Source organism: Pseudomonas sp. MH9.3, from assembly GCF_034354675.1.
GTDB lineage: Bacteria > Pseudomonadota > Gammaproteobacteria > Pseudomonadales > Pseudomonadaceae > Aquipseudomonas.
In genome coordinates, this window is sequence record NZ_CP133785.1 from 40,796 (window position 1) to 59,917 (window position 19,122).

The following is a 19,122-nucleotide window of genomic DNA, read 5'->3' on the forward strand; positions in this document are numbered from 1 at the left end:
CTTCTCGTTCAGTGACGGTGCTGGCGGGTGACGCCGGCATCGAATTGCGCAACCACCTGCCGCCAGCCGGCGGCGATCAGCGCCTGGTCAGTAAGGTCGGAGGGTGCGGCGAGGTTGGCGTTGCGGTTGAGCCAGATATCCGGCTCGCTGCCCTGCACGCGCATCAGCAGTGAACCGCTGGTGGTCGGTGCCTGGCTCAGGCCCAGGTAGGCCGCCGGCGCCAGCAACTGCCAGCGATGGTCGCCACGGCTGACCGAGCTTGCGTCCTGGGCAAATGGCGCGAACCCTTCTTCGGCCAGTTGCTCAGGCGTCGGCAGCGCGCTTTGCTCCTGTTGCAGCAGATGGATTTCATCCAGGGTCACCCGCAGGTCGGCGTAGATGCCTTGCTCGGCGGCGCTGAGGTCGCGGCGCGCATCCCACTGATGGCTGGGCACGGCGGCCACTTCGCGGGATTCACCATGCACCGCCACCACGCTGCCCGCCACCGCCAGAATGATCAGGCACAGCAGCAGCACGTAGAGGGTTTCGTGGCCGGCCCCCGCGGTGCGTACAACCTGTGTGGTACTCATTGCGGCTGGATATCCGCTTGGTCGATTTCCACCACATGGCCGGGGCCCGCGTCGAACAGCACATAGAACTCGGCCGAAGGCTTCTTGAAGGTCAGGGTCGAATCCTCGCCGAGCTTGCCCGGCACCAGGATGGTCTCGTCGTAGCCGATCACGTCCAGGGTCACGCCGGGTGCGCCGCTGCCGTCGGAAAATCCGCCTTTGCACTGGATCTGCTCGCCGGGGATTTCCTTGCATTCGCACATCGGGTTGTGAGCCAGCGCCGGGCTACTGAAGCCGGCGCACAGCAGCAGCGCTGCGGCGACGCGGGCCGGATGCATCATGTTCATGGTTTGACTCCTTGCTTGTTCAGCCAGGCGATGGTGGCAGGCGAGGCCTGGCTCAGCGGGATGGAACCCTGGTGCATCGTGCCGTCCCAGCCTTCCATGGTGACCCACAGTTCAGCGTCGGCCGGCGTGCGTTCCGGCACGGGCAGGGCGGCGCCCATGCGGTACGGCGTACCGAAGAAGATCACCCCGGCGGCGCGCAGGCTGCGGGGTTTGCCGATACGCAGGTAGGTGGCCTTGACCTGTTCGGCGCAGTTGTCACACAGGGCGGCGTTGAAGAACTTCATCGGGCCGGCCGGGTCCGGGCTTGGGCCCTCGTTGCGAAATTCGGCGAGTGTCAGGCTCCAGGGCCCGACCTGCACCTGGCCGGCCACCCGTTCGCCCAGGCCGGTGTCGCCGCGAAACAGCGCGGCGTCGGCAAAGTACTTGGGCATGAAACCCAGGGGGATCAGCAGCAGCAGGACATTGATGTGGAAGCGCCATTTGAGCCAAAAGGCGCGCAGTGGCGAGGGCGGTACGGCAGCGACCTTGCTCATGAGTGGACCTGCGAGGAATCGATCGGTTTTGCAATCTGCGCCCGCTGCCCTTTGGCTTCGCGCTTGAGGGCGTTGAGCGTGGCCAGCGCCGTGCGCTTGGTCCAGATCAACAGGCCGCTCAACACCATCATGCTCAGTACGAGGCCGAAGAAGGCCCAGATCAATTTGATCCACAGCCCGCCAAAATCACCGGTGTGCAGCGGACGCATGGATTCGGTGACGAACTCCAGCGTGCTGCGGTCGGACAATAGGTGCGACACGGCGATTTCGCCGTTATAGGGGTTCAGTTGCGCGGTCTGGAACATCAGCGGGTACCAGCCCCGGCCGCCGATCTGCAGGTGGCTATAGGCATTGAGCGGCAGGAAGGCGAAGGTGGCATCCAGCCCGGGAATGCGCTGGGTGGCGATTTTGATCGCCTCGTCCAGCGCAATCATGGGCACCGGCACGCCGGGGGCCGATAACGGCACCTTGTCGCGGGCTATCACCGGCACGATGGGCTCGCTGGAGATGGATATCTGGTTGTCGCCCAGGATCGCCTGGATCAGGAACCAGGTGCCGGTGATGGAGATCACTGCGATGAACCAGATCGACCAGATCCCGCTGAGGCGGTGAAAGTCGCCCCAGAAAATGCGCGCGCCATGGCGGATGCGCAGGGTCGGGCGCAGGAAGCCTTTCCAGAAGCGCTTGTACACCACCAGCCCGGTGATCAGGGACGCCAGCAGCGGCAGACCGAGCAGCGACACCAGGTACCAGCCCCAGCTGTAGCCATGGGTGAACGGCACCAGCCACCAGCCGTGCAGAGCGCGGGTGAATTGCTGGAAGTTGAACGACGGGCTGATGCCCTGGATCGTTCCGGTGTATGGGTTGGCGTAGGCCTCCACTGTGCGGCCGTCGGGGTAGCTGAGGCCGACGGTCAGGGCAAAGTGCGATTCATCGGGGCGGATGATCGATCGCACGATCGCCTTGGGCTCGTCGCGCCCGATGGCAGCGATCACCTGGTCGAAGCTCAGCGGTTGGGCATCATCCGACGGTTTGCTCGCACGGATGTCCGGGTTGGCCAGCCACACGATTTCCTGGCTGACCACTGCCAGGGTGCCGGTGACGCAAACGATCAGCACAAAGAACCAGATGGGCAATGCCAGCCAGCTGTGTACGAGAAACCAGAGTTTTGAGCGTGACTTCTTCGACATGTCAATGCGGGTCTTGATGGGGGAGGGCGATGCAGGCCCGGGAAAGGCCGGTCGTAGCTTTTGCTGACGCGACAGGCTGTATCTAAGTTAAGACGGATGAGGATAAGAAATCCCCAAGGCGCAAATGAAAGAAAATGTTTCAGGCGGTCACGCGGATGCCCTTGTGGGAGCGGGCAAGCCCGCTCCCACATGAGTTCGTCCTATATTTATCGGGGGGGGGGGAGAGGGGCGACGCGTTGTACCGCCGCCTAAACGGACAGGTGCAGTACTCGTTCGCCCTGCATGTTTTCGCCGGGCCGCCGTTTGTTCACCGCCAATTCGCCGATCTTGATCAAGCGCGTGCGCGTCACATTACGGCTCAGGCCCAGCAGACTGGCGGTGTGCACCTGGTTGTAATGGCTGAAGCGGTAGGCGGCGCGCAGCAGCGCGTCTTCGACTTTTTCATGCAGGGCGCCGGCCTGCTCTTCGAACAACTTTTGAAAGGCGCGGGCCAGCAGGGCTTCGGCACTGTTGTCGATGTGCTGGCTGTCGTCCTGGCGCTCGATGCGCAGGTTCGACAGGCGCAGGTCTTCGCGTTCGATCACGCGGTTACGGCAGATCAGCAGGGTGTGATGGATGACGTTTTCCAGCTCACGGATGTTGCCCGGCCAGCTGTAGCTCTTGAGTTTCTGCTCGGCCTCACGGCTGATGCTGATCGAGCCGTAGCCCAGGCGCCGGCTGTAGGCTTCGATAAAGTGCCGCACCAGCGGCATGATATCGCCGGGGCGCTCGCGCAACGGGCTGAGCTCCAGGCTGACCACGTCGAGTCGATAATAAAGGTCCTCGCGAAAGTGCCCGGCGTTGATGGCTTTTTCCAGTTGCACGTTGGTGGCCGCGAGCACGCGCACATCGATCGGGATGCTCTTGCGCGATCCCAGGCGCACCACTTCGCGCTCCTGCAACACGCGTAATAACTTGACCTGGATTGCCATCGGCAAATCGCCGATCTCATCCAGGAACAGCGTGCCGCCATCCGCCTCTTCGAACCAGCCAGCCTTGGCGCCAAGGGCGCCGGTAAACGCGCCTTTTTCATGGCCGAACAGTTCGGCTTCCACCAGCGATTCGGAAAACGCGCCGCAGTTGACCGCCACAAATGGCCGGTTGCGCCGCGCGCTGAGGTTGTGGATATGGCGCGCCACCAGCTCTTTACCGGTGCCGGTCTCGCCGATGATCAACACGCTGGCTTCGCTGGGCGCCACTTGCTGAATATGGTCGAGCAGCGCTTGGGATTTGGGATCTTCGAACACCTGGGCCGTGGCGCGGATCGAGGTGGCGAGGGCGGGCGAGGGCGGTAGGGTCAAAAGCTGCATGGTTTGCTCACTCTTTTTGTTTGGCGAAGATCTCAGGTCTTGGCGGGCAGTACATCGTTGGCAATCATTTCGCCAAACGGTCCCGTCAGGTTGGTAACGCCGCGGCCGGCCAGGCTGGCGTACGGTTCCGGCAGCAGGGGAAAGACCAGCTCGGCGAACCGATAGGCCTCTTCCAGGTGCGGATAGCCGGAGAAAATAAAGCTCTCGATCCCGAGGTCGGCGTATGCCTTGATGCGTTCGGCCACCTGCTGGGGGTTGCCCACCAGTGCGGTGCCGGCGCCGCCACGTACCAGGCCGACGCCAGCCCACAGGTTGGGCGCGATTTCCAGGTTGTCGCGACGCCCATCGTGCAAGGCGGCCATGCGGCGTTGGCCTTCGGAGTCGAAGCGCGAGAAGGATTTTTGCGCGGCGGCAATGGTCTCGTCGCTGATGTGTTCGATCAGTTTGTCGGCGGCTTTCCAGGCCTCTTCTGCGGTTTCGCGCACGATCACATGCAGGCGGATGCCGAACTTCACCGTGCGGCCATGGCGCGCGGCGCGCTCGCGAACGTCAGCGAGTTTTTCTGCGACAGCGGCCGGCGGCTCGCCCCAGGTGAGGTATACGTCAACCTGTTCGGCGGCGAGGTCGTGGGCGGCGTCGGAGGAGCCACCGAAGTACAGCGGTGGATAGGGCTTTTGCACCGGTGGGTAGAGCGCCTTGGCGTTTTGCACGCGCAGGTGTTTGCCTTCGAAATTGACCGATTCGCCCTGCAAGACGCGGCGCCAGATTCTGAGAAACTCGTCAGAGACTTCGTAGCGTTCGGCGTGGTCGAGAAAGCTGCCGTCACCACGGTTTTCATCCGGATCGCCGCCGGTGACCACGTTGATCAGCAAGCGACCGTTGGACAGGCGATCCAGAGTGGCAGCCATGCGTGCCGAGACAGTGGGCGAGATGATGCCAGGGCGAATCGCTACCAGATAACGCAGGCGTTCCGTCAGCGGTACCAGCGCCGAGGCGATGACCCAGGAGTCTTCGCACGAGCGACCGGTAGGAATCAACACGCCGTAGTAACCCAGGCTGTCGGCCGCCTGGGCGACCTGCTTCAGGTAATTGAGCGTGACCGGGCGAGCCCCCTGGGTAGTGCCCAGGTAATGACCGTCGCCATGTGTTGGCAGAAACCAGAAAACATCCATGACAGATCCTTGAGCGATATTCAGCAGGGAGATGGCGCATGCGCTTTTAAAGGCGGCATTAGTTATAGAAGGTTATGTTTATTCCGTAAATGAACGTATTTCTCTATTTATAGAACATAATTGAATATGAGTGTTTTTCTGTCGAAGCGGACGAAACGGTTGATAGCGACTATCACGGGCGGTGATTTTTCACCTGGAGGGGTCGGGAGTAGCCTGTGTTCATTGACTCATAACCGACTTCCAGGGCCATTGCCATGAACCGTTCACTCGCCGTTTTGCTACTGCTCGTTACCTCTGTGCTGGCCGGATGTGCGACACATCCGGCGCCGCAATTGCGTCCCTATACTGCTGAAGAAACCCGCCAGTTGGCGCTGGAAGCGTTGAGCCGTCGCAGTTTGTCGTTTGATGATTATCAGCAGCAGCGCGCCGCACTGACCCGGCAGTCGCCCAAGCCGATCGGTTTTGATCGCCAGGGCGAAATGAATGCAGAGCGCAGCGTCAAGTTGTTGGGTCGTCCCAGTTGAGCGTGCAGCCGGTGGCAAAAAGCCCGAGGTTTCCAGGGAGGAATCTCGAGCTTTTTGTTTGCCATGGGATCACTTCAGCCTGTTAAGCTGATTTTCAGGACCGTTCCTACGCACATTTACAGACAGTGGCTCTTCTTCAATGGCACTTGATCGGTTAAACCTGACGAACTCTGTTCTGGTCAATGCCCCGGGATGTTGCTCTCGGTAATACGCTCTGCGAGTTTTTAACGTCATGAATAAACGTCCGTTGTATTTCGACTACGCCGCCACCACACCGGTGGATGAGCGCGTGATCCAGGTGATGGTCGAGTGCCTGGGCTTGAATGCCAACTTCGGCAACCCCGCGTCCAGTTCCCATGCGTTTGGCCAGGCGGCCCGGCATACGGTTGAGCAGGCACGTGGCCAGGTGGCCGAATTGGTGGGTGCCCGGCCCGAGCAGATCGTCTGGACCTCCGGCGCCACTGAGTCCAGCAACCTTGCGATCAAGGGTGTGGCCCAGGCGCGTGGAGTGCCGGGTGGGCATGTCATCACCAGCCAGATCGAGCACAAGGCCACGCTGGATACCGCTCGGCAACTGCAGGACACCGGCGTGGCGGTGACCTACCTGGTGCCGGACGCCGATGGCCTGATCAGTGCCGATGCGGTCAGCGAAGCGTTGCGCGAAGACACTTTTCTGGTCTCGCTGATGCTGGTGAACAACGAGCTGGGTACCCTCAACGACATCCCGGCCATCGGTGCGCGCGTGCGAGCGCACGGCGCGTTGTTTCATGTGGATGCGGCGCAGGGTGCGGGCAAGGTGGCTATCGACCTGGCCCAGTGGCCAGTGGATCTGATGTCATTTTCCGCTCACAAGCTTTACGGTCCCAAGGGGATCGGCGCGTTGTATGTCGGGCCCCGTGCGCAGCAGAAGGTGCTGGCGCAGATTCACGGTGGTGGTCACGAGGGTGGTCTGCGTTCCGGCACTTTGCCCACGCACCAGATTGCCGGCATGGGCACGGCATTCGCCCTGGCGGCGCAGTCTTTTGCTGAAGAGAAGGCACAGATCGCGGCCTTGCGTCAGCGCTTGCTGGATCAACTGCAGTCAATTGCCGGCGTGCGCCTCAATGGCAGCCCCACGCAACGTATTCCCCACACGTTGAGCCTCACGTTCAGTGAAGGCGAATTCAATTCCGCTGCACTGAGTGCGGGCATTGCGTTTTCAGCGACGTCGGCGTGCAACTCGGCAAGCAACGCGCCGTCCCACGTTCTTCTAGCGTTGGGGCATGATGCGCGTGCTGCCGGTCGTACCATTCGCTTGAGCCTCGGTCGGTTTACCACCGAGCAGGATATCGATGAAGCCGTGCAACTGATCAAGGCAGCAGTCGCCAGTGCACCGGCATTCTGGGCTGTCTGAGTTTTGATTCGCACACATAATAATGATGAGTGGTTAGCAGGAGACACAATGAGTACGCAGCCTTTGACCCATGGCACGGTGCCCCGGCGCCTGGCAGTTACCCGTGAACTGATGAGCCGCGAGGGCATTCATGCTCTGCTGGTGCCCTCGGCCGACCCGCACTTGTCCGAATACCTGCCGGGTTACTGGCAGGGCCGCCAATGGTTGTCGGGGTTTCATGGCTCGGTGGGAACGCTGATCGTCACTGCGGATTTTGCCGGCGTATGGGCAGACAGTCGCTACTGGGAACAGGCGACCAAGGAGCTCAAGGGCAGCGGCATCGAGCTGGTCAAGCTGCAACCGGGTCAACCTGGCCCACTGGAATGGCTGGCCGAACAGACTCCCGAAGGCGGTGTGGTGGCAGTGGATGGCACAGTAATGGCCGTGGCCTCGGCGCGTACCCTGGGCGGCAGGCTGGCCGAGCGGGGCGCGCGCTTGCGCACCGATATCGATGTGCTCAGTGAAGCCTGGCAGGACCGACCGCCGCTGCCGAATCAGCCGATTTACCAGCATCTGCCGCCGCAGGCGACCGTCAGCCGTGGCGAGAAGCTTGCCGCTCTGCGCGCCAGCCTGGCAGAAAAGGGTGCCGATTGGCATTTCATCGCGACCCTGGATGACATTGCCTGGTTGTTCAACCTGCGCGGCGGCGACGTGTCGTTCAACCCGGTGTTTGTGTCCTTTGCCTTGATCAGCCAGCAACAGGCCACCTTGTTTGTGGCCCTGAGCAAAGTCGATGCCGAGCTGCGTGCCGTGCTCGAGCAGGATGGCGTGACCCTGCGTGATTACAGTGAGGTGGCCGATGCGCTGCGTGCAGTGCCGTCAGGTGCGAGCTTGCAGATTGATCCGGCACGGGTGACGGCGGGTTTGCTGGAAAACCTCGATGCTGACGTCAAGTTGGTGGAAGGCCTCAACCCGACCACGCTTGCCAAATCCCGCAAGAGTCTGGCCGACGCGGAACATATCCGTCAGGCGATGGAGCAGGATGGTGCGGCCTTGTGCGAATTTTTCGCCTGGCTGGACAGCGCTCTGGGGCGTGAGCGTATTACCGAGTTGACGATTGATGAGCACCTGACCGCTGCGCGTGCGCGTCGCCCGGGTTATGTGTCGCTGAGTTTCAACACCATTGCCGCGTTCAACGCCAATGGCGCGATGCCGCACTACCACGCGACTGAAGAAGAGCATGCGTTGATCGAGGGTGATGGCTTGCTGCTGATCGACTCGGGCGGCCAATACCTGGGGGGCACCACGGATATCACGCGGATGGTGCCTATCGGTACGCCGAGTGAAGAGCAGAAGCGCGACTGCACGCGGGTGCTCAAGGGCGTGGTTGCCTTGTCACAGGCGCATTTTCCCAAGGGCATTCTGTCGCCGTTGCTGGACGCCATCGCACGCGCGCCGATCTGGGCTGAAGGTGTGGATTACGGTCACGGCACTGGTCACGGTGTAGGTTATTTCCTCAATGTGCACGAAGGTCCTCAGGTGATTGCCTATCAGGCCGCCGCCGCGCCACAGACGGCGATGCAACCAGGGATGATTACGTCCATTGAACCTGGCACGTATCGTCCGGGCCGCTGGGGGGTGCGCATCGAGAACCTGGTGTTGAACCGTGAGGCGGGTAAAACCGAGTTCGGTGAGTTCCTCAGGTTTGAAACCCTGACCCTGTGTCCGATTGATACGCGTTGTCTGGAGGCGTCGTTGCTGACGGTTGACGAGCGCGCATGGCTCAATGCTTACCATGCCGAGGTGCGTGAACGTTTGAGCCCATTGCTCAATGGCGCCGCGCTGGAGTGGTTGCTGGTGCGTACCTTGGCTATTTGAGAGGTTGCGGTTGGGGCGCCCGGGTAAGGGCGCCGTTGCGGCGATGGTCGAGTGGGCTAGGCTATACAGAAGCAGTCATGGGCGGACTGCTCAGGCGATTACTTGCAGATGACGATCATGCTGCGACTGGTGTAACCGGCAGGGTTGAGGCCGAACGGATAGTCCCCGGGTTCTTCGGAGTTTTCGCCGGACTTGGCGATCACCCGGTAGCCCTTGGCGCCGCATGCGTTGGCCGCACTGGTGTAGCACTGGTCCCAGGAGGAGGACAGGCCGGAACAGTTGATATGCAGCCCTTTTTTGCCCCGCTTAACTTCTGTCTTGGTGGTCGCGGCACAGCCTGAAACGGCCACGATCACTAACAGTATCAAAATTCGCTTCATTCGCATCCTTAATAGCCGCTTGGCAAAACTGCTTGAAGCAGGCTGTGTTCGCTCTCGATTGTGCGTCCGCGCTGTCCTTGTCGAAACTCTCCATGAATGCTATCCGTTTACGCCCTAAACATGGCCTAAAAGAGCAGTAAATACCATCCCCGGTTTTGAAAGATGATCAGTCGACAGGCACCAGCGGTTTTGCTTGGTTACGCATCGTCAGGGTTGCGCCTGTGGACGCCAGGATGATGCAGGTGATGGCCATCCATTGCGCGAAGGAGAGGTGTTCATGCAGAAAGAGCAAACCCGACAGCGCGCCGAATGCGGGTTCGATGCTCATCAGTGTGCCGAATGTGCGGGCAGGAAGACGGGTGAGCGCGACCATCTCGAGTGTGTAGGGCAGGGCGGTTGAGAGAATAGCTACGGCGATGGCGACGGGTATCAAGGCTGGCGTCAACAGTGCGCTGCCGGCGTGCACGATACCGATCGGTGCGACGAACAGGGCAGCGATCATTACACCCAGCGCTGCGGTCTGGACGCCATTGTCATTGCCGGCCTTTTGCCCGAACAGTATGTAGAGCGCCCAGCACGCGCCTGCGCTCAGCGCGTAGGCAGCACCTGTCAGGTCAATGCTATTGCTGGCTTCGCCGGTTGGTATGAGCAGGAGCAGGCCGATAATCGCTAGCGCGATCCATAGAAAATCTATTGCCCTGCGCGAGGCGTAGATCGCCACAGCGAGAGGGCCGGTGAACTCAAGGGCTACCGCAATACCCAGGGGGACGGTGCGCAGCGACATATAGAAGAGGAAGTTCATGCCGCCCAGCGCTATCCCGTAGATGAACACGGTGCGCAGCGATCTCGCCGTAAACGTGGCGCGCCACGGACGTAATATGAGCAGCATGATAATGCTGGCGAAAATCAGGCGCAAAGTGGTGGTGCCTTGTGCGCCAACGACCGGGAACATGCTTTTGGCCAGCGAGGCACCGGTTTGGATCGAGGCCATGGCTATTAACAGGAGGCCTACCGGGAACAGCGTCGATGCCAGGCTGCGGGGTGCGGTGATCATTAAGAAAGTTTGTCCAGGGTTATAAAGGCAGAGGACGCTATGATGCTCAAGTGTGGCTTGATGAGCAATATATTGCTCAACGCAACGTGCCTATAAAGAGTGGCCTGCTCAAATTGGTATGGATTGATAGAAGATCCAAATTAAGGGTTGACGGCAGATTCTGGACGTCTATAATTCGCCCCACTTCCGGCGCAGTCGAAACGGAAAACTCCTTGGTAAACAAGTAGTTATGCAAGATTCGACAGCGAATTGCTTCAGCTCATCGAAGTCCAGAAGAAGTTGATAGTGCGGTGTTGTTTGGCGCTATTAACGTTTCGATCTTCTCGGTCGAAAGCGGAGAAAAAGAGGTGTTGACAGCAGCGTGTAACGCTGTAGAATTCGCCTCCCGCTAACGAGAGATCGGAAGCGCAAGTGGTTGAAGTTGTTGAAGAATTCTTCGAAAACTTCTGAAAATAATCACTTGACAGCAAGTGAGGCTGCTGTAGAATGCGCGCCTCGGTTGAGATGAAGCATCTTAACCAACCGCTCTTTAACAACTGAATCAAGCAATTCGTGTGGGTGCTTGTGGAGTCAGACTGATAGTCAACAAGATTATCAGCATCACAAGTTACTCCGCGAGAAATCAAAGAATAACCAACGATTGCTGAGCCAAGTTTAGGGTTTCTTAAAAACCCAAAGATGTTTGAACTGAAGAGTTTGATCATGGCTCAGATTGAACGCTGGCGGCAGGCCTAACACATGCAAGTCGAGCGGTAGAGAGAAGCTTGCTTCTCTTGAGAGCGGCGGACGGGTGAGTAATGCCTAGGAATCTGCCTGGTAGTGGGGGATAACGTTCGGAAACGGACGCTAATACCGCATACGTCCTACGGGAGAAAGCAGGGGACCTTCGGGCCTTGCGCTATCAGATGAGCCTAGGTCGGATTAGCTAGTTGGTGGGGTAATGGCTCACCAAGGCGACGATCCGTAACTGGTCTGAGAGGATGATCAGTCACACTGGAACTGAGACACGGTCCAGACTCCTACGGGAGGCAGCAGTGGGGAATATTGGACAATGGGCGAAAGCCTGATCCAGCCATGCCGCGTGTGTGAAGAAGGTCTTCGGATTGTAAAGCACTTTAAGTTGGGAGGAAGGGCAGTTACCTAATACGTGATTGTTTTGACGTTACCGACAGAATAAGCACCGGCTAACTCTGTGCCAGCAGCCGCGGTAATACAGAGGGTGCAAGCGTTAATCGGAATTACTGGGCGTAAAGCGCGCGTAGGTGGTTTGTTAAGTTGGATGTGAAATCCCCGGGCTCAACCTGGGAACTGCATTCAAAACTGACTGACTAGAGTATGGTAGAGGGTGGTGGAATTTCCTGTGTAGCGGTGAAATGCGTAGATATAGGAAGGAACACCAGTGGCGAAGGCGACCACCTGGACTAATACTGACACTGAGGTGCGAAAGCGTGGGGAGCAAACAGGATTAGATACCCTGGTAGTCCACGCCGTAAACGATGTCAACTAGCCGTTGGAAGCCTTGAGCTTTTAGTGGCGCAGCTAACGCATTAAGTTGACCGCCTGGGGAGTACGGCCGCAAGGTTAAAACTCAAATGAATTGACGGGGGCCCGCACAAGCGGTGGAGCATGTGGTTTAATTCGAAGCAACGCGAAGAACCTTACCAGGCCTTGACATCCAATGAACTTTCTAGAGATAGATTGGTGCCTTCGGGAACATTGAGACAGGTGCTGCATGGCTGTCGTCAGCTCGTGTCGTGAGATGTTGGGTTAAGTCCCGTAACGAGCGCAACCCTTGTCCTTAGTTACCAGCACGTAATGGTGGGCACTCTAAGGAGACTGCCGGTGACAAACCGGAGGAAGGTGGGGATGACGTCAAGTCATCATGGCCCTTACGGCCTGGGCTACACACGTGCTACAATGGTCGGTACAGAGGGTTGCCAAGCCGCGAGGTGGAGCTAATCCCACAAAACCGATCGTAGTCCGGATCGCAGTCTGCAACTCGACTGCGTGAAGTCGGAATCGCTAGTAATCGCGAATCAGAATGTCGCGGTGAATACGTTCCCGGGCCTTGTACACACCGCCCGTCACACCATGGGAGTGGGTTGCACCAGAAGTAGCTAGTCTAACCTTCGGGAGGACGGTTACCACGGTGTGATTCATGACTGGGGTGAAGTCGTAACAAGGTAGCCGTAGGGGAACCTGCGGCTGGATCACCTCCTTAATCGACGACATCAGCTGCTCCATAAGTTCCCACACGAATTGCTTGATTCATTGAAGAAGACGATAAGAAGCAGCCTAAATAGGGTTGTAGCTTAGTTGGTTGGAGCGCACCCCATGCTCTGTGGTAAAGAGCAGGGTGAGATCGGCCTTAGCAGCTCGAAATTGGGTCTGTAGCTCAGTTGGTTAGAGCGCACCCCTGATAAGGGTGAGGTCGGCAGTTCGAATCTGCCCAGACCCACCAATTTTGTGTGGGAAACGCCTGTAGAAATACGGGGCCATAGCTCAGCTGGGAGAGCGCCTGCCTTGCACGCAGGAGGTCAACGGTTCGATCCCGTTTGGCTCCACCACTACTGCTTCTGTTGTATGAAAGCTTAGAAATGAGCATTCCATTGTGATGATGGTGAATGTTGATTTCTAGTCTTTGATTAGATCGTTCTTTAAAAATTTGGGTATGTGATAGAAAGATAGACTGAACGTTACTTTCACTGGTAACGGATCAGGCTAAGGTAAAATTTGTGAGTTCTCTTAATCGAGAAATTCGAATTTTCGGCGAATGTTGTCTTCACAGTATAACCAGATTGCTTGGGGTTATATGGTCAAGTGAAGAAGCGCATACGGTGGATGCCTTGGCAGTCAGAGGCGATGAAAGACGTGGTAGCCTGCGAAAAGCTTCGGGGAGTCGGCAAACAGACTTTGATCCGGAGATGTCTGAATGGGGGAACCCAGCCATCATAAGATGGTTATCTTACGCTGAATACATAGGCGTAAGAGGCGAACCAGGGGAACTGAAACATCTAAGTACCCTGAGGAAAAGAAATCAACCGAGATTCCCTTAGTAGTGGCGAGCGAACGGGGACTAGCCCTTAAGTGGCTTTGAGATTAGCGGAACGCTCTGGAAAGTGCGGCCATAGTGGGTGATAGCCCTGTACGCGAAAATCTCTTGGTCATGAAATCGAGTAGGACGGAGCACGAGAAACTTTGTCTGAATATGGGGGGACCATCCTCCAAGGCTAAATACTACTGACTGACCGATAGTGAACTAGTACCGTGAGGGAAAGGCGAAAAGAACCCCGGAGAGGGGAGTGAAATAGATCCTGAAACCGTATGCGTACAAGCAGTGGGAGCCCACTTTGTTGGGTGACTGCGTACCTTTTGTATAATGGGTCAGCGACTTATTTTCAGTGGCGAGCTTAACCGAATAGGGGAGGCGTAGCGAAAGCGAGTCTTAATAGGGCGTCTAGTCGCTGGGAATAGACCCGAAACCGGGCGATCTATCCATGGGCAGGTTGAAGGTTGGGTAACACTAACTGGAGGACCGAACCGACTACCGTTGAAAAGTTAGCGGATGACCTGTGGATCGGAGTGAAAGGCTAATCAAGCTCGGAGATAGCTGGTTCTCCTCGAAAGCTATTTAGGTAGCGCCTCATGTATCACTGTAGGGGGTAGAGCACTGTTTCGGCTAGGGGGTCATCCCGACTTACCAAACCGATGCAAACTCCGAATACCTACAAGTGCCGAGCATGGGAGACACACGGCGGGTGCTAACGTCCGTCGTGAAAAGGGAAACAACCCAGACCGTCAGCTAAGGTCCCAAAGTTATGGTTAAGTGGGAAACGATGTGGGAAGGCTTAGACAGCTAGGAGGTTGGCTTAGAAGCAGCCACCCTTTAAAGAAAGCGTAATAGCTCACTAGTCGAGTCGGCCTGCGCGGAAGATGTAACGGGGCTCAAACCATACACCGAAGCTACGGGTATCACGTAAGTGATGCGGTAGAGGAGCGTTCTGTAAGCCTGTGAAGGTGAGTTGAGAAGCTTGCTGGAGGTATCAGAAGTGCGAATGCTGACATGAGTAACGACAATGGGTGTGAAAAACACCCACGCCGAAAGACCAAGGTTTCCTGCGCAACGTTAATCGACGCAGGGTTAGTCGGTCCCTAAGGCGAGGCTGAAAAGCGTAGTCGATGGAAAACAGGTTAATATTCCTGTACTTCTGGTTATTGCGATGGAGGGACGGAGAAGGCTAGGCCAGCTTGGCGTTGGTTGTCCAAGTTTAAGGTGGTAGGCTGAGATCTTAGGTAAATCCGGGATCTTAAGGCCGAGAGCTGATGACGAGTGTTCTTTTAGAACACGAAGTGGTTGATGCCATGCTTCCAAGAAAAGCTTCTAAGCTTCAGGTAACCAGGAACCGTACCCCAAACCGACACAGGTGGTTGGGTAGAGAATACCAAGGCGCTTGAGAGAACTCGGGTGAAGGAACTAGGCAAAATGGCACCGTAACTTCGGGAGAAGGTGCGCCGGTGAGGGTGAAGGACTTGCTCCGTAAGCTCATGCCGGTCGAAGATACCAGGCCGCTGCGACTGTTTATTAAAAACACAGCACTCTGCAAACACGAAAGTGGACGTATAGGGTGTGACGCCTGCCCGGTGCCGGAAGGTTAATTGATGGGGTTAGCTAACGCGAAGCTCTTGATCGAAGCCCCGGTAAACGGCGGCCGTAACTATAACGGTCCTAAGGTAGCGAAATTCCTTGTCGGGTAAGTTCCGACCTGCACGAATGGCGTAACGATGGCGGCGCTGTCTCCACCCGAGACTCAGTGAAATTGAAATCGCTGTGAAGATGCAGTGTATCCGCGGCTAGACGGAAAGACCCCGTGAACCTTTACTATAGCTTTGCACTGGACTTTGAATTTGCTTGTGTAGGATAGGTGGGAGGCTTTGAAGCGTGGACGCCAGTCTGCGTGGAGCCAACCTTGAAATACCACCCTGGCAACTTTGAGGTTCTAACTCAGGTCCGTTATCCGGATCGAGGACAGTGTATGGTGGGTAGTTTGACTGGGGCGGTCTCCTCCTAAAGAGTAACGGAGGAGTACGAAGGTGCGCTCAGACCGGTCGGAAATCGGTCGTAGAGTATAAAGGCAAAAGCGCGCTTGACTGCGAGACAGACACGTCGAGCAGGTACGAAAGTAGGTCTTAGTGATCCGGTGGTTCTGTATGGAAGGGCCATCGCTCAACGGATAAAAGGTACTCCGGGGATAACAGGCTGATACCGCCCAAGAGTTCATATCGACGGCGGTGTTTGGCACCTCGATGTCGGCTCATCACATCCTGGGGCTGAAGCCGGTCCCAAGGGTATGGCTGTTCGCCATTTAAAGTGGTACGCGAGCTGGGTTTAGAACGTCGTGAGACAGTTCGGTCCCTATCTGCCGTGGACGTTTGAGATTTGAGAGGGGCTGCTCCTAGTACGAGAGGACCGGAGTGGACGAACCTCTGGTGTTCCGGTTGTCACGCCAGTGGCATTGCCGGGTAGCTATGTTCGGAATAGATAACCGCTGAAAGCATCTAAGCGGGAAACTAGCCTCAAGATGAGATCTCACTGGAACCTTGAGTTCCCTGAAGGGCCGTCGAAGACTACGACGTTGATAGGTTGGGTGTGTAAGCGCTGTGAGGCGTTGAGCTAACCAATACTAATTGCCCGTGAGGCTTGACCATATAACACCCAAGCAATTTGACTACTCCTGACTTGGAAACAAGTAGAAGCATCAGATTGCGGTGTGTGAAGACGAGATGAACCGAAAGTTCGACGCTCACAAAACACCGACAGCTGTCACATACCCAATTTGCTGAAGCGAGGCCGTCTGGCCACGACTCAGTACCCGAATTTCTTGACGACCATAGAGCATTGGAACCACCTGATCCCATCCCGAACTCAGCAGTGAAACGATGCATCGCCGATGGTAGTGTGGGGTTTCCCCATGTGAGAGTAGGTCATCGTCAAGATTAAATTCCGAAACCCCATTTGCGAAAGCAGATGGGGTTTTGTTTTGGGCGTTGGAAAAGTATTCACTAAACGTGCACCGTTTTGATCGACGTCCGACGTCATCACCGACCTGCCGTTCGGGAAATCGATGCAAAGTGTTTCTGCATTTTTGGTATGGTGCACCACCTTTTCACAAGGATTGATCTCTTTCCGCAGGATGCGGCGTCGACCTTCTTCAACGAGATGCTGTAGAAATGCCAGGACCCATACCGATCAAAGATCACGAAAAAGAAAATAGCTTGGTCAACAAGCGCCTGCTGGCCTGCGCCCTGCTGGTGATTGGCATCACCTGTGCCCTGGTGGGCCGCTTGTATTTCCTGCAGGTGGTGCAGTTCGATTACCACTCCACGATCTCTGAAAACAACCGCGTCCATGTTCTGCCCATCACCCCAACCCGCGGCCTTATTTATGACCGTAACGGCGTGGTGCTGGCTGACAACCGTCCCAGTTACAACCTCACCATCACCCGGGAGCGCGCCACTGATCTCAAGGGGGAGCTGGACGCCATCGTCAGCCTGCTGCACTTGCCTGCCGAAGACCGTGCGGTATTCGACAAGGCATTGAAGCAGGCACGTCATCCTTTCGTTCCTGTCACATTGTTTTACGAGCTGACGGAAGAACAGATCGCTCTGTTTGCGGTTAACGAATTCCGCCTGCCCGGAGTGGATGTCGAACCGCAGTTCGTTCGGCATTACCCGCTCGGTGCGCATTTCGCACACTCCATCGGCTACGTTGGTCGTATCAACGAGAAAGAATCCAAGGCCCTGGATTCGGTGGAGTACCGTGGCACCCAGTCCATCGGTAAAACCGGTATTGAACGCTTCTACGAATCCGAGTTGCATGGTCATGTCGGCTATGAAGAAGTCGAGACCAATGCCCAGGGCCGTGTATTACGAGTGCTGAAGCACACTGATCCGATCCCCGGTAAAAATATTGTCCTGAGCCTCGACGTTCACCTTCAGGAAGCCGCCGAAGAGGCCCTGGGCGACCGTCGTGGCTCGGTGGTCGCTCTCGATCCGCAAACCGGCGAAGTGCTGGCCATGGTCAGCAAACCCAGTTTCGATCCGAACCTGTTCGTCACCGGTATCAGTTTCAAGGAGTACGCCGCACTGCACGACTCCATTGACCGACCGCTGTTCAACCGCGTCCTCAGAGGCTTGTACGCCCCAGGCTCAACCATCAAGCCGGAAGTGGCCATCGCGGGCCTGGACAGTGGCGTCGTCACCCCGCAAACCCGTGTGTTCGACCCGGGCTACTATCAACTGCCGGATTTCGATCACAAATACCGCAACTGGAACCACAGTGGCGACGGCTGGGTGGACATGGATGCGGCGATCATGCGCTCCAACGACACCTACTTCTACGACCTCGCCCACAAGCTGGGCATCGACCGCCTGCACGACTACCTGGCCGAATTCGGCCTCGGCCAGAAAGTCTCGCTGGACATGTTCGAAGAGTCCGCAGGCCTCATGCCATCTCAGGCCTGGAAGCGCGCGACCAGACGTCAACCCTGGTTCCCCGGCGAAACGGTGATCCTCGGTATCGGCCAGGGCTATATGCAGGTCACGCCGTTGCAGTTGGCCCAGGCCACGGCCTTGATCGCCAACAAGGGCGTGTGGAATCGGCCGCATCTGGCCAAGACCATCAATGGTGTGCCGCCGGTGGACGAAAACCCGATGCCCAATGTCGTTCTCAAGGATCCGCGTGACTGGGAGCAGGTCAATCACGGCATGCAACTGGTGATGCACGACCCGCGCGGCATCGCTCGGGCTGCGGCACAGGGTGCGCAATACCGCATCGCCGGCAAGAGTGGTACGGCGCAGGTGGTGGCGATCAAGCAGGGCGAGCGTTACAACCGCGACAAGACCCTGGAGCGCCATCGTGACAACGCCTTGTTCGTCGGCTTCGCGCCGGCCGAGCACCCTAAAATCGTGATCTCGGTGATGATTGAAAACGGCGAAGCCGGCGGACGCGTGGCCGGCCCTGTGGTCAGGCAGATCATGGACGCCTGGCTGCTCGACCAGGAAGGCCACCTGAAGCCGCAGTACGCGACGCCGAGCAAGGCGCCAGGTGACCCGCGCGTCTAGATCAAGCCGTTAGCGCGCAGATTACAAAAGCAACTTCCCTGCAACGGGTCAGTCATAACCATTGGCTTGGTCAAGGACGGGGGCATCATCGCGCGCAACCCGGGTTGCGCATCTGTCGATGTCACCTAAGGTCAATGGAGGAGGTGACTTATGCACGTATTGGATCGCATCGAGCGGAAAATTCTGCTCAACGCTTCACGTAAAAAGGTGTGGGAAGCACTCACCGATGCCGAGCAATTTGGCGCCTGGTTCGGCGTTGCCCTCAAGGGCAAGCGCTTTGTCGAAGGGGAGACCGTCGAAGCGCCGATCACTTATCCGGGCTACGAACATGTGGTCTGGAAAGCCAGAATCGAACGCATCCTGCCGCAAACCCTGTTCTCTTTCCATTGGCATCCCTTCGCGGTGCTGGAGGGCGTCGACTACGACAACGAAACCCCGACGCTGGTGGAATTTACCATCGAGGACCGTGCACCAGGCATTTTGCTGCGGGTGGTCGAATCCGGTTTCGACAAGGTGCCTGAAGCCCGTCGTCAGAAGGCGTTCAAGATGAACTCCCGTGGCTGGGACGACCAGATGGGCAATATCGAAAGCTACCTGGGCGCCGCTCGCCAGGCGTGACCCAAACGGGCATCGATAGCGATGCCCGATTTCGAT

13 protein-coding genes, 2 tRNA genes and 3 rRNA genes are annotated in these 19,122 nt (G+C 57.5%); 10 read left to right on the plus strand and 8 right to left on the minus strand.

Translation table 11 applies throughout. The features are described from left to right. Window positions 1-8: 8 nt before the first annotated feature. From RHM60_RS00185 to ssuD, 6 genes are all read right to left on the minus strand, one after another. Window positions 9-569, minus strand: a complete 561-nt coding sequence (locus RHM60_RS00185) for a DUF6162 family protein (RefSeq protein ID WP_322213227.1) — start codon at window positions 567-569, stop codon at window positions 9-11. Next, window positions 566-895, minus strand: a complete 330-nt coding sequence (locus RHM60_RS00190) for a hypothetical protein (protein ID WP_231423250.1) — start codon at window positions 893-895, stop codon at window positions 566-568. Before RHM60_RS00190 ends, RHM60_RS00185 begins: the two co-directional genes overlap by 4 nt. Beyond that, window positions 892-1,428: a thiamine pyrophosphate-binding protein gene (locus RHM60_RS00195; protein WP_322213228.1), complete on the minus strand. Its 537-nt coding sequence runs from the start codon at window positions 1,426-1,428 to the stop codon at window positions 892-894. The genes RHM60_RS00190 and RHM60_RS00195 overlap by 4 nt, the downstream gene beginning before the upstream one ends. Then, entirely contained in the window at window positions 1,425-2,618 is a 1,194-nt protein-coding gene (locus RHM60_RS00200) for a PepSY-associated TM helix domain-containing protein (protein WP_209980809.1), read from the minus strand. Before RHM60_RS00200 ends, RHM60_RS00195 begins: the two co-directional genes overlap by 4 nt. Before the next feature lie 248 nt (window positions 2,619-2,866). Beyond that, window positions 2,867-3,967: a sigma-54 interaction domain-containing protein gene (locus RHM60_RS00205; protein ID WP_209980811.1), complete on the minus strand. Its 1,101-nt coding sequence runs from the start codon at window positions 3,965-3,967 to the stop codon at window positions 2,867-2,869. Between the two features lie 32 nt (window positions 3,968-3,999). After that, window positions 4,000-5,139 (minus strand): FMNH2-dependent alkanesulfonate monooxygenase, encoded by a 1,140-nt coding sequence (ssuD, locus tag RHM60_RS00210; RefSeq protein ID WP_209980813.1) that lies wholly within the window; start codon window positions 5,137-5,139, stop codon window positions 4,000-4,002. 254 nt (window positions 5,140-5,393) lie between these two features. On the opposite strand from ssuD, the gene RHM60_RS00215 reads away from it, so the two are divergent. The 3 genes from RHM60_RS00215 to RHM60_RS00225 all read left to right on the plus strand — a co-directional run bounded on the left by RHM60_RS00215 (window position 5,394) and on the right by RHM60_RS00225 (window position 8,913). Beyond that, a complete protein-coding gene (locus tag RHM60_RS00215; RefSeq protein WP_209980815.1) occupies window positions 5,394-5,663 on the plus strand; it encodes a hypothetical protein in 270 nt (89 codons plus the stop codon). A gap of 232 nt (window positions 5,664-5,895) precedes the next feature. Next, window positions 5,896-7,056, plus strand: coding sequence for a cysteine desulfurase family protein (locus RHM60_RS00220; RefSeq protein ID WP_209980817.1), 1,161 nt, complete (start codon window positions 5,896-5,898; stop codon window positions 7,054-7,056). Between the two features lie 48 nt (window positions 7,057-7,104). After that, a complete protein-coding gene (locus RHM60_RS00225; RefSeq protein WP_322213229.1) occupies window positions 7,105-8,913 on the plus strand; it encodes an aminopeptidase P family protein in 1,809 nt (602 codons plus the stop codon). Window positions 8,914-9,011: 98 nt separating this feature from the next. On the opposite strand, the gene RHM60_RS00230 is transcribed toward RHM60_RS00225, so the two are convergent. Further along, window positions 9,012-9,293 carry a hypothetical protein gene (locus RHM60_RS00230; RefSeq protein ID WP_209980821.1) on the minus strand — a complete coding sequence of 94 codons (282 nt, stop codon included), beginning with the start codon at window positions 9,291-9,293 and terminating at the stop codon, window positions 9,012-9,014. Between the two features lie 166 nt (window positions 9,294-9,459). After that, window positions 9,460-10,347 (minus strand): threonine/homoserine exporter RhtA, encoded by an 888-nt coding sequence (gene rhtA / locus RHM60_RS00235; RefSeq protein ID WP_209980823.1) that lies wholly within the window; start codon window positions 10,345-10,347, stop codon window positions 9,460-9,462. A 684-nt stretch (window positions 10,348-11,031) separates the two neighbouring features. Here rhtA and RHM60_RS00240 point away from each other — a divergent pair. The 7 genes from RHM60_RS00240 to RHM60_RS00270 all read left to right on the plus strand — a co-directional run bounded on the left by RHM60_RS00240 (window position 11,032) and on the right by RHM60_RS00270 (window position 19,086). Further along, a 16S ribosomal RNA gene (locus tag RHM60_RS00240) occupies window positions 11,032-12,568 on the plus strand. 163 nt (window positions 12,569-12,731) lie between these two features. Continuing rightward, window positions 12,732-12,808: transfer RNA gene (locus RHM60_RS00245), tRNA-Ile, on the plus strand. 30 nt (window positions 12,809-12,838) lie between these two features. Next, window positions 12,839-12,914 (plus strand) — tRNA-Ala (locus RHM60_RS00250). Window positions 12,915-13,161: 247 nt separating this feature from the next. After that, window positions 13,162-16,053 (plus strand): 23S ribosomal RNA (locus RHM60_RS00255). Window positions 16,054-16,225: 172 nt separating this feature from the next. Beyond that, window positions 16,226-16,341, plus strand: a 5S ribosomal RNA gene (gene rrf / locus RHM60_RS00260). Together the 16S, 23S and 5S rRNA genes with 2 tRNA genes alongside form the textbook arrangement of a ribosomal RNA operon. A 234-nt stretch (window positions 16,342-16,575) precedes the next feature. After that, entirely contained in the window at window positions 16,576-18,468 is a 1,893-nt protein-coding gene (mrdA, locus tag RHM60_RS00265; RefSeq protein WP_209980828.1) for a penicillin-binding protein 2, read from the plus strand. Window positions 18,469-18,618: 150 nt separating this feature from the next. Continuing rightward, window positions 18,619-19,086 (plus strand): SRPBCC family protein, encoded by a 468-nt coding sequence (locus tag RHM60_RS00270; RefSeq protein ID WP_209980830.1) that lies wholly within the window; start codon window positions 18,619-18,621, stop codon window positions 19,084-19,086. The last annotated feature ends 36 nt before the right edge of the window (window positions 19,087-19,122 follow it).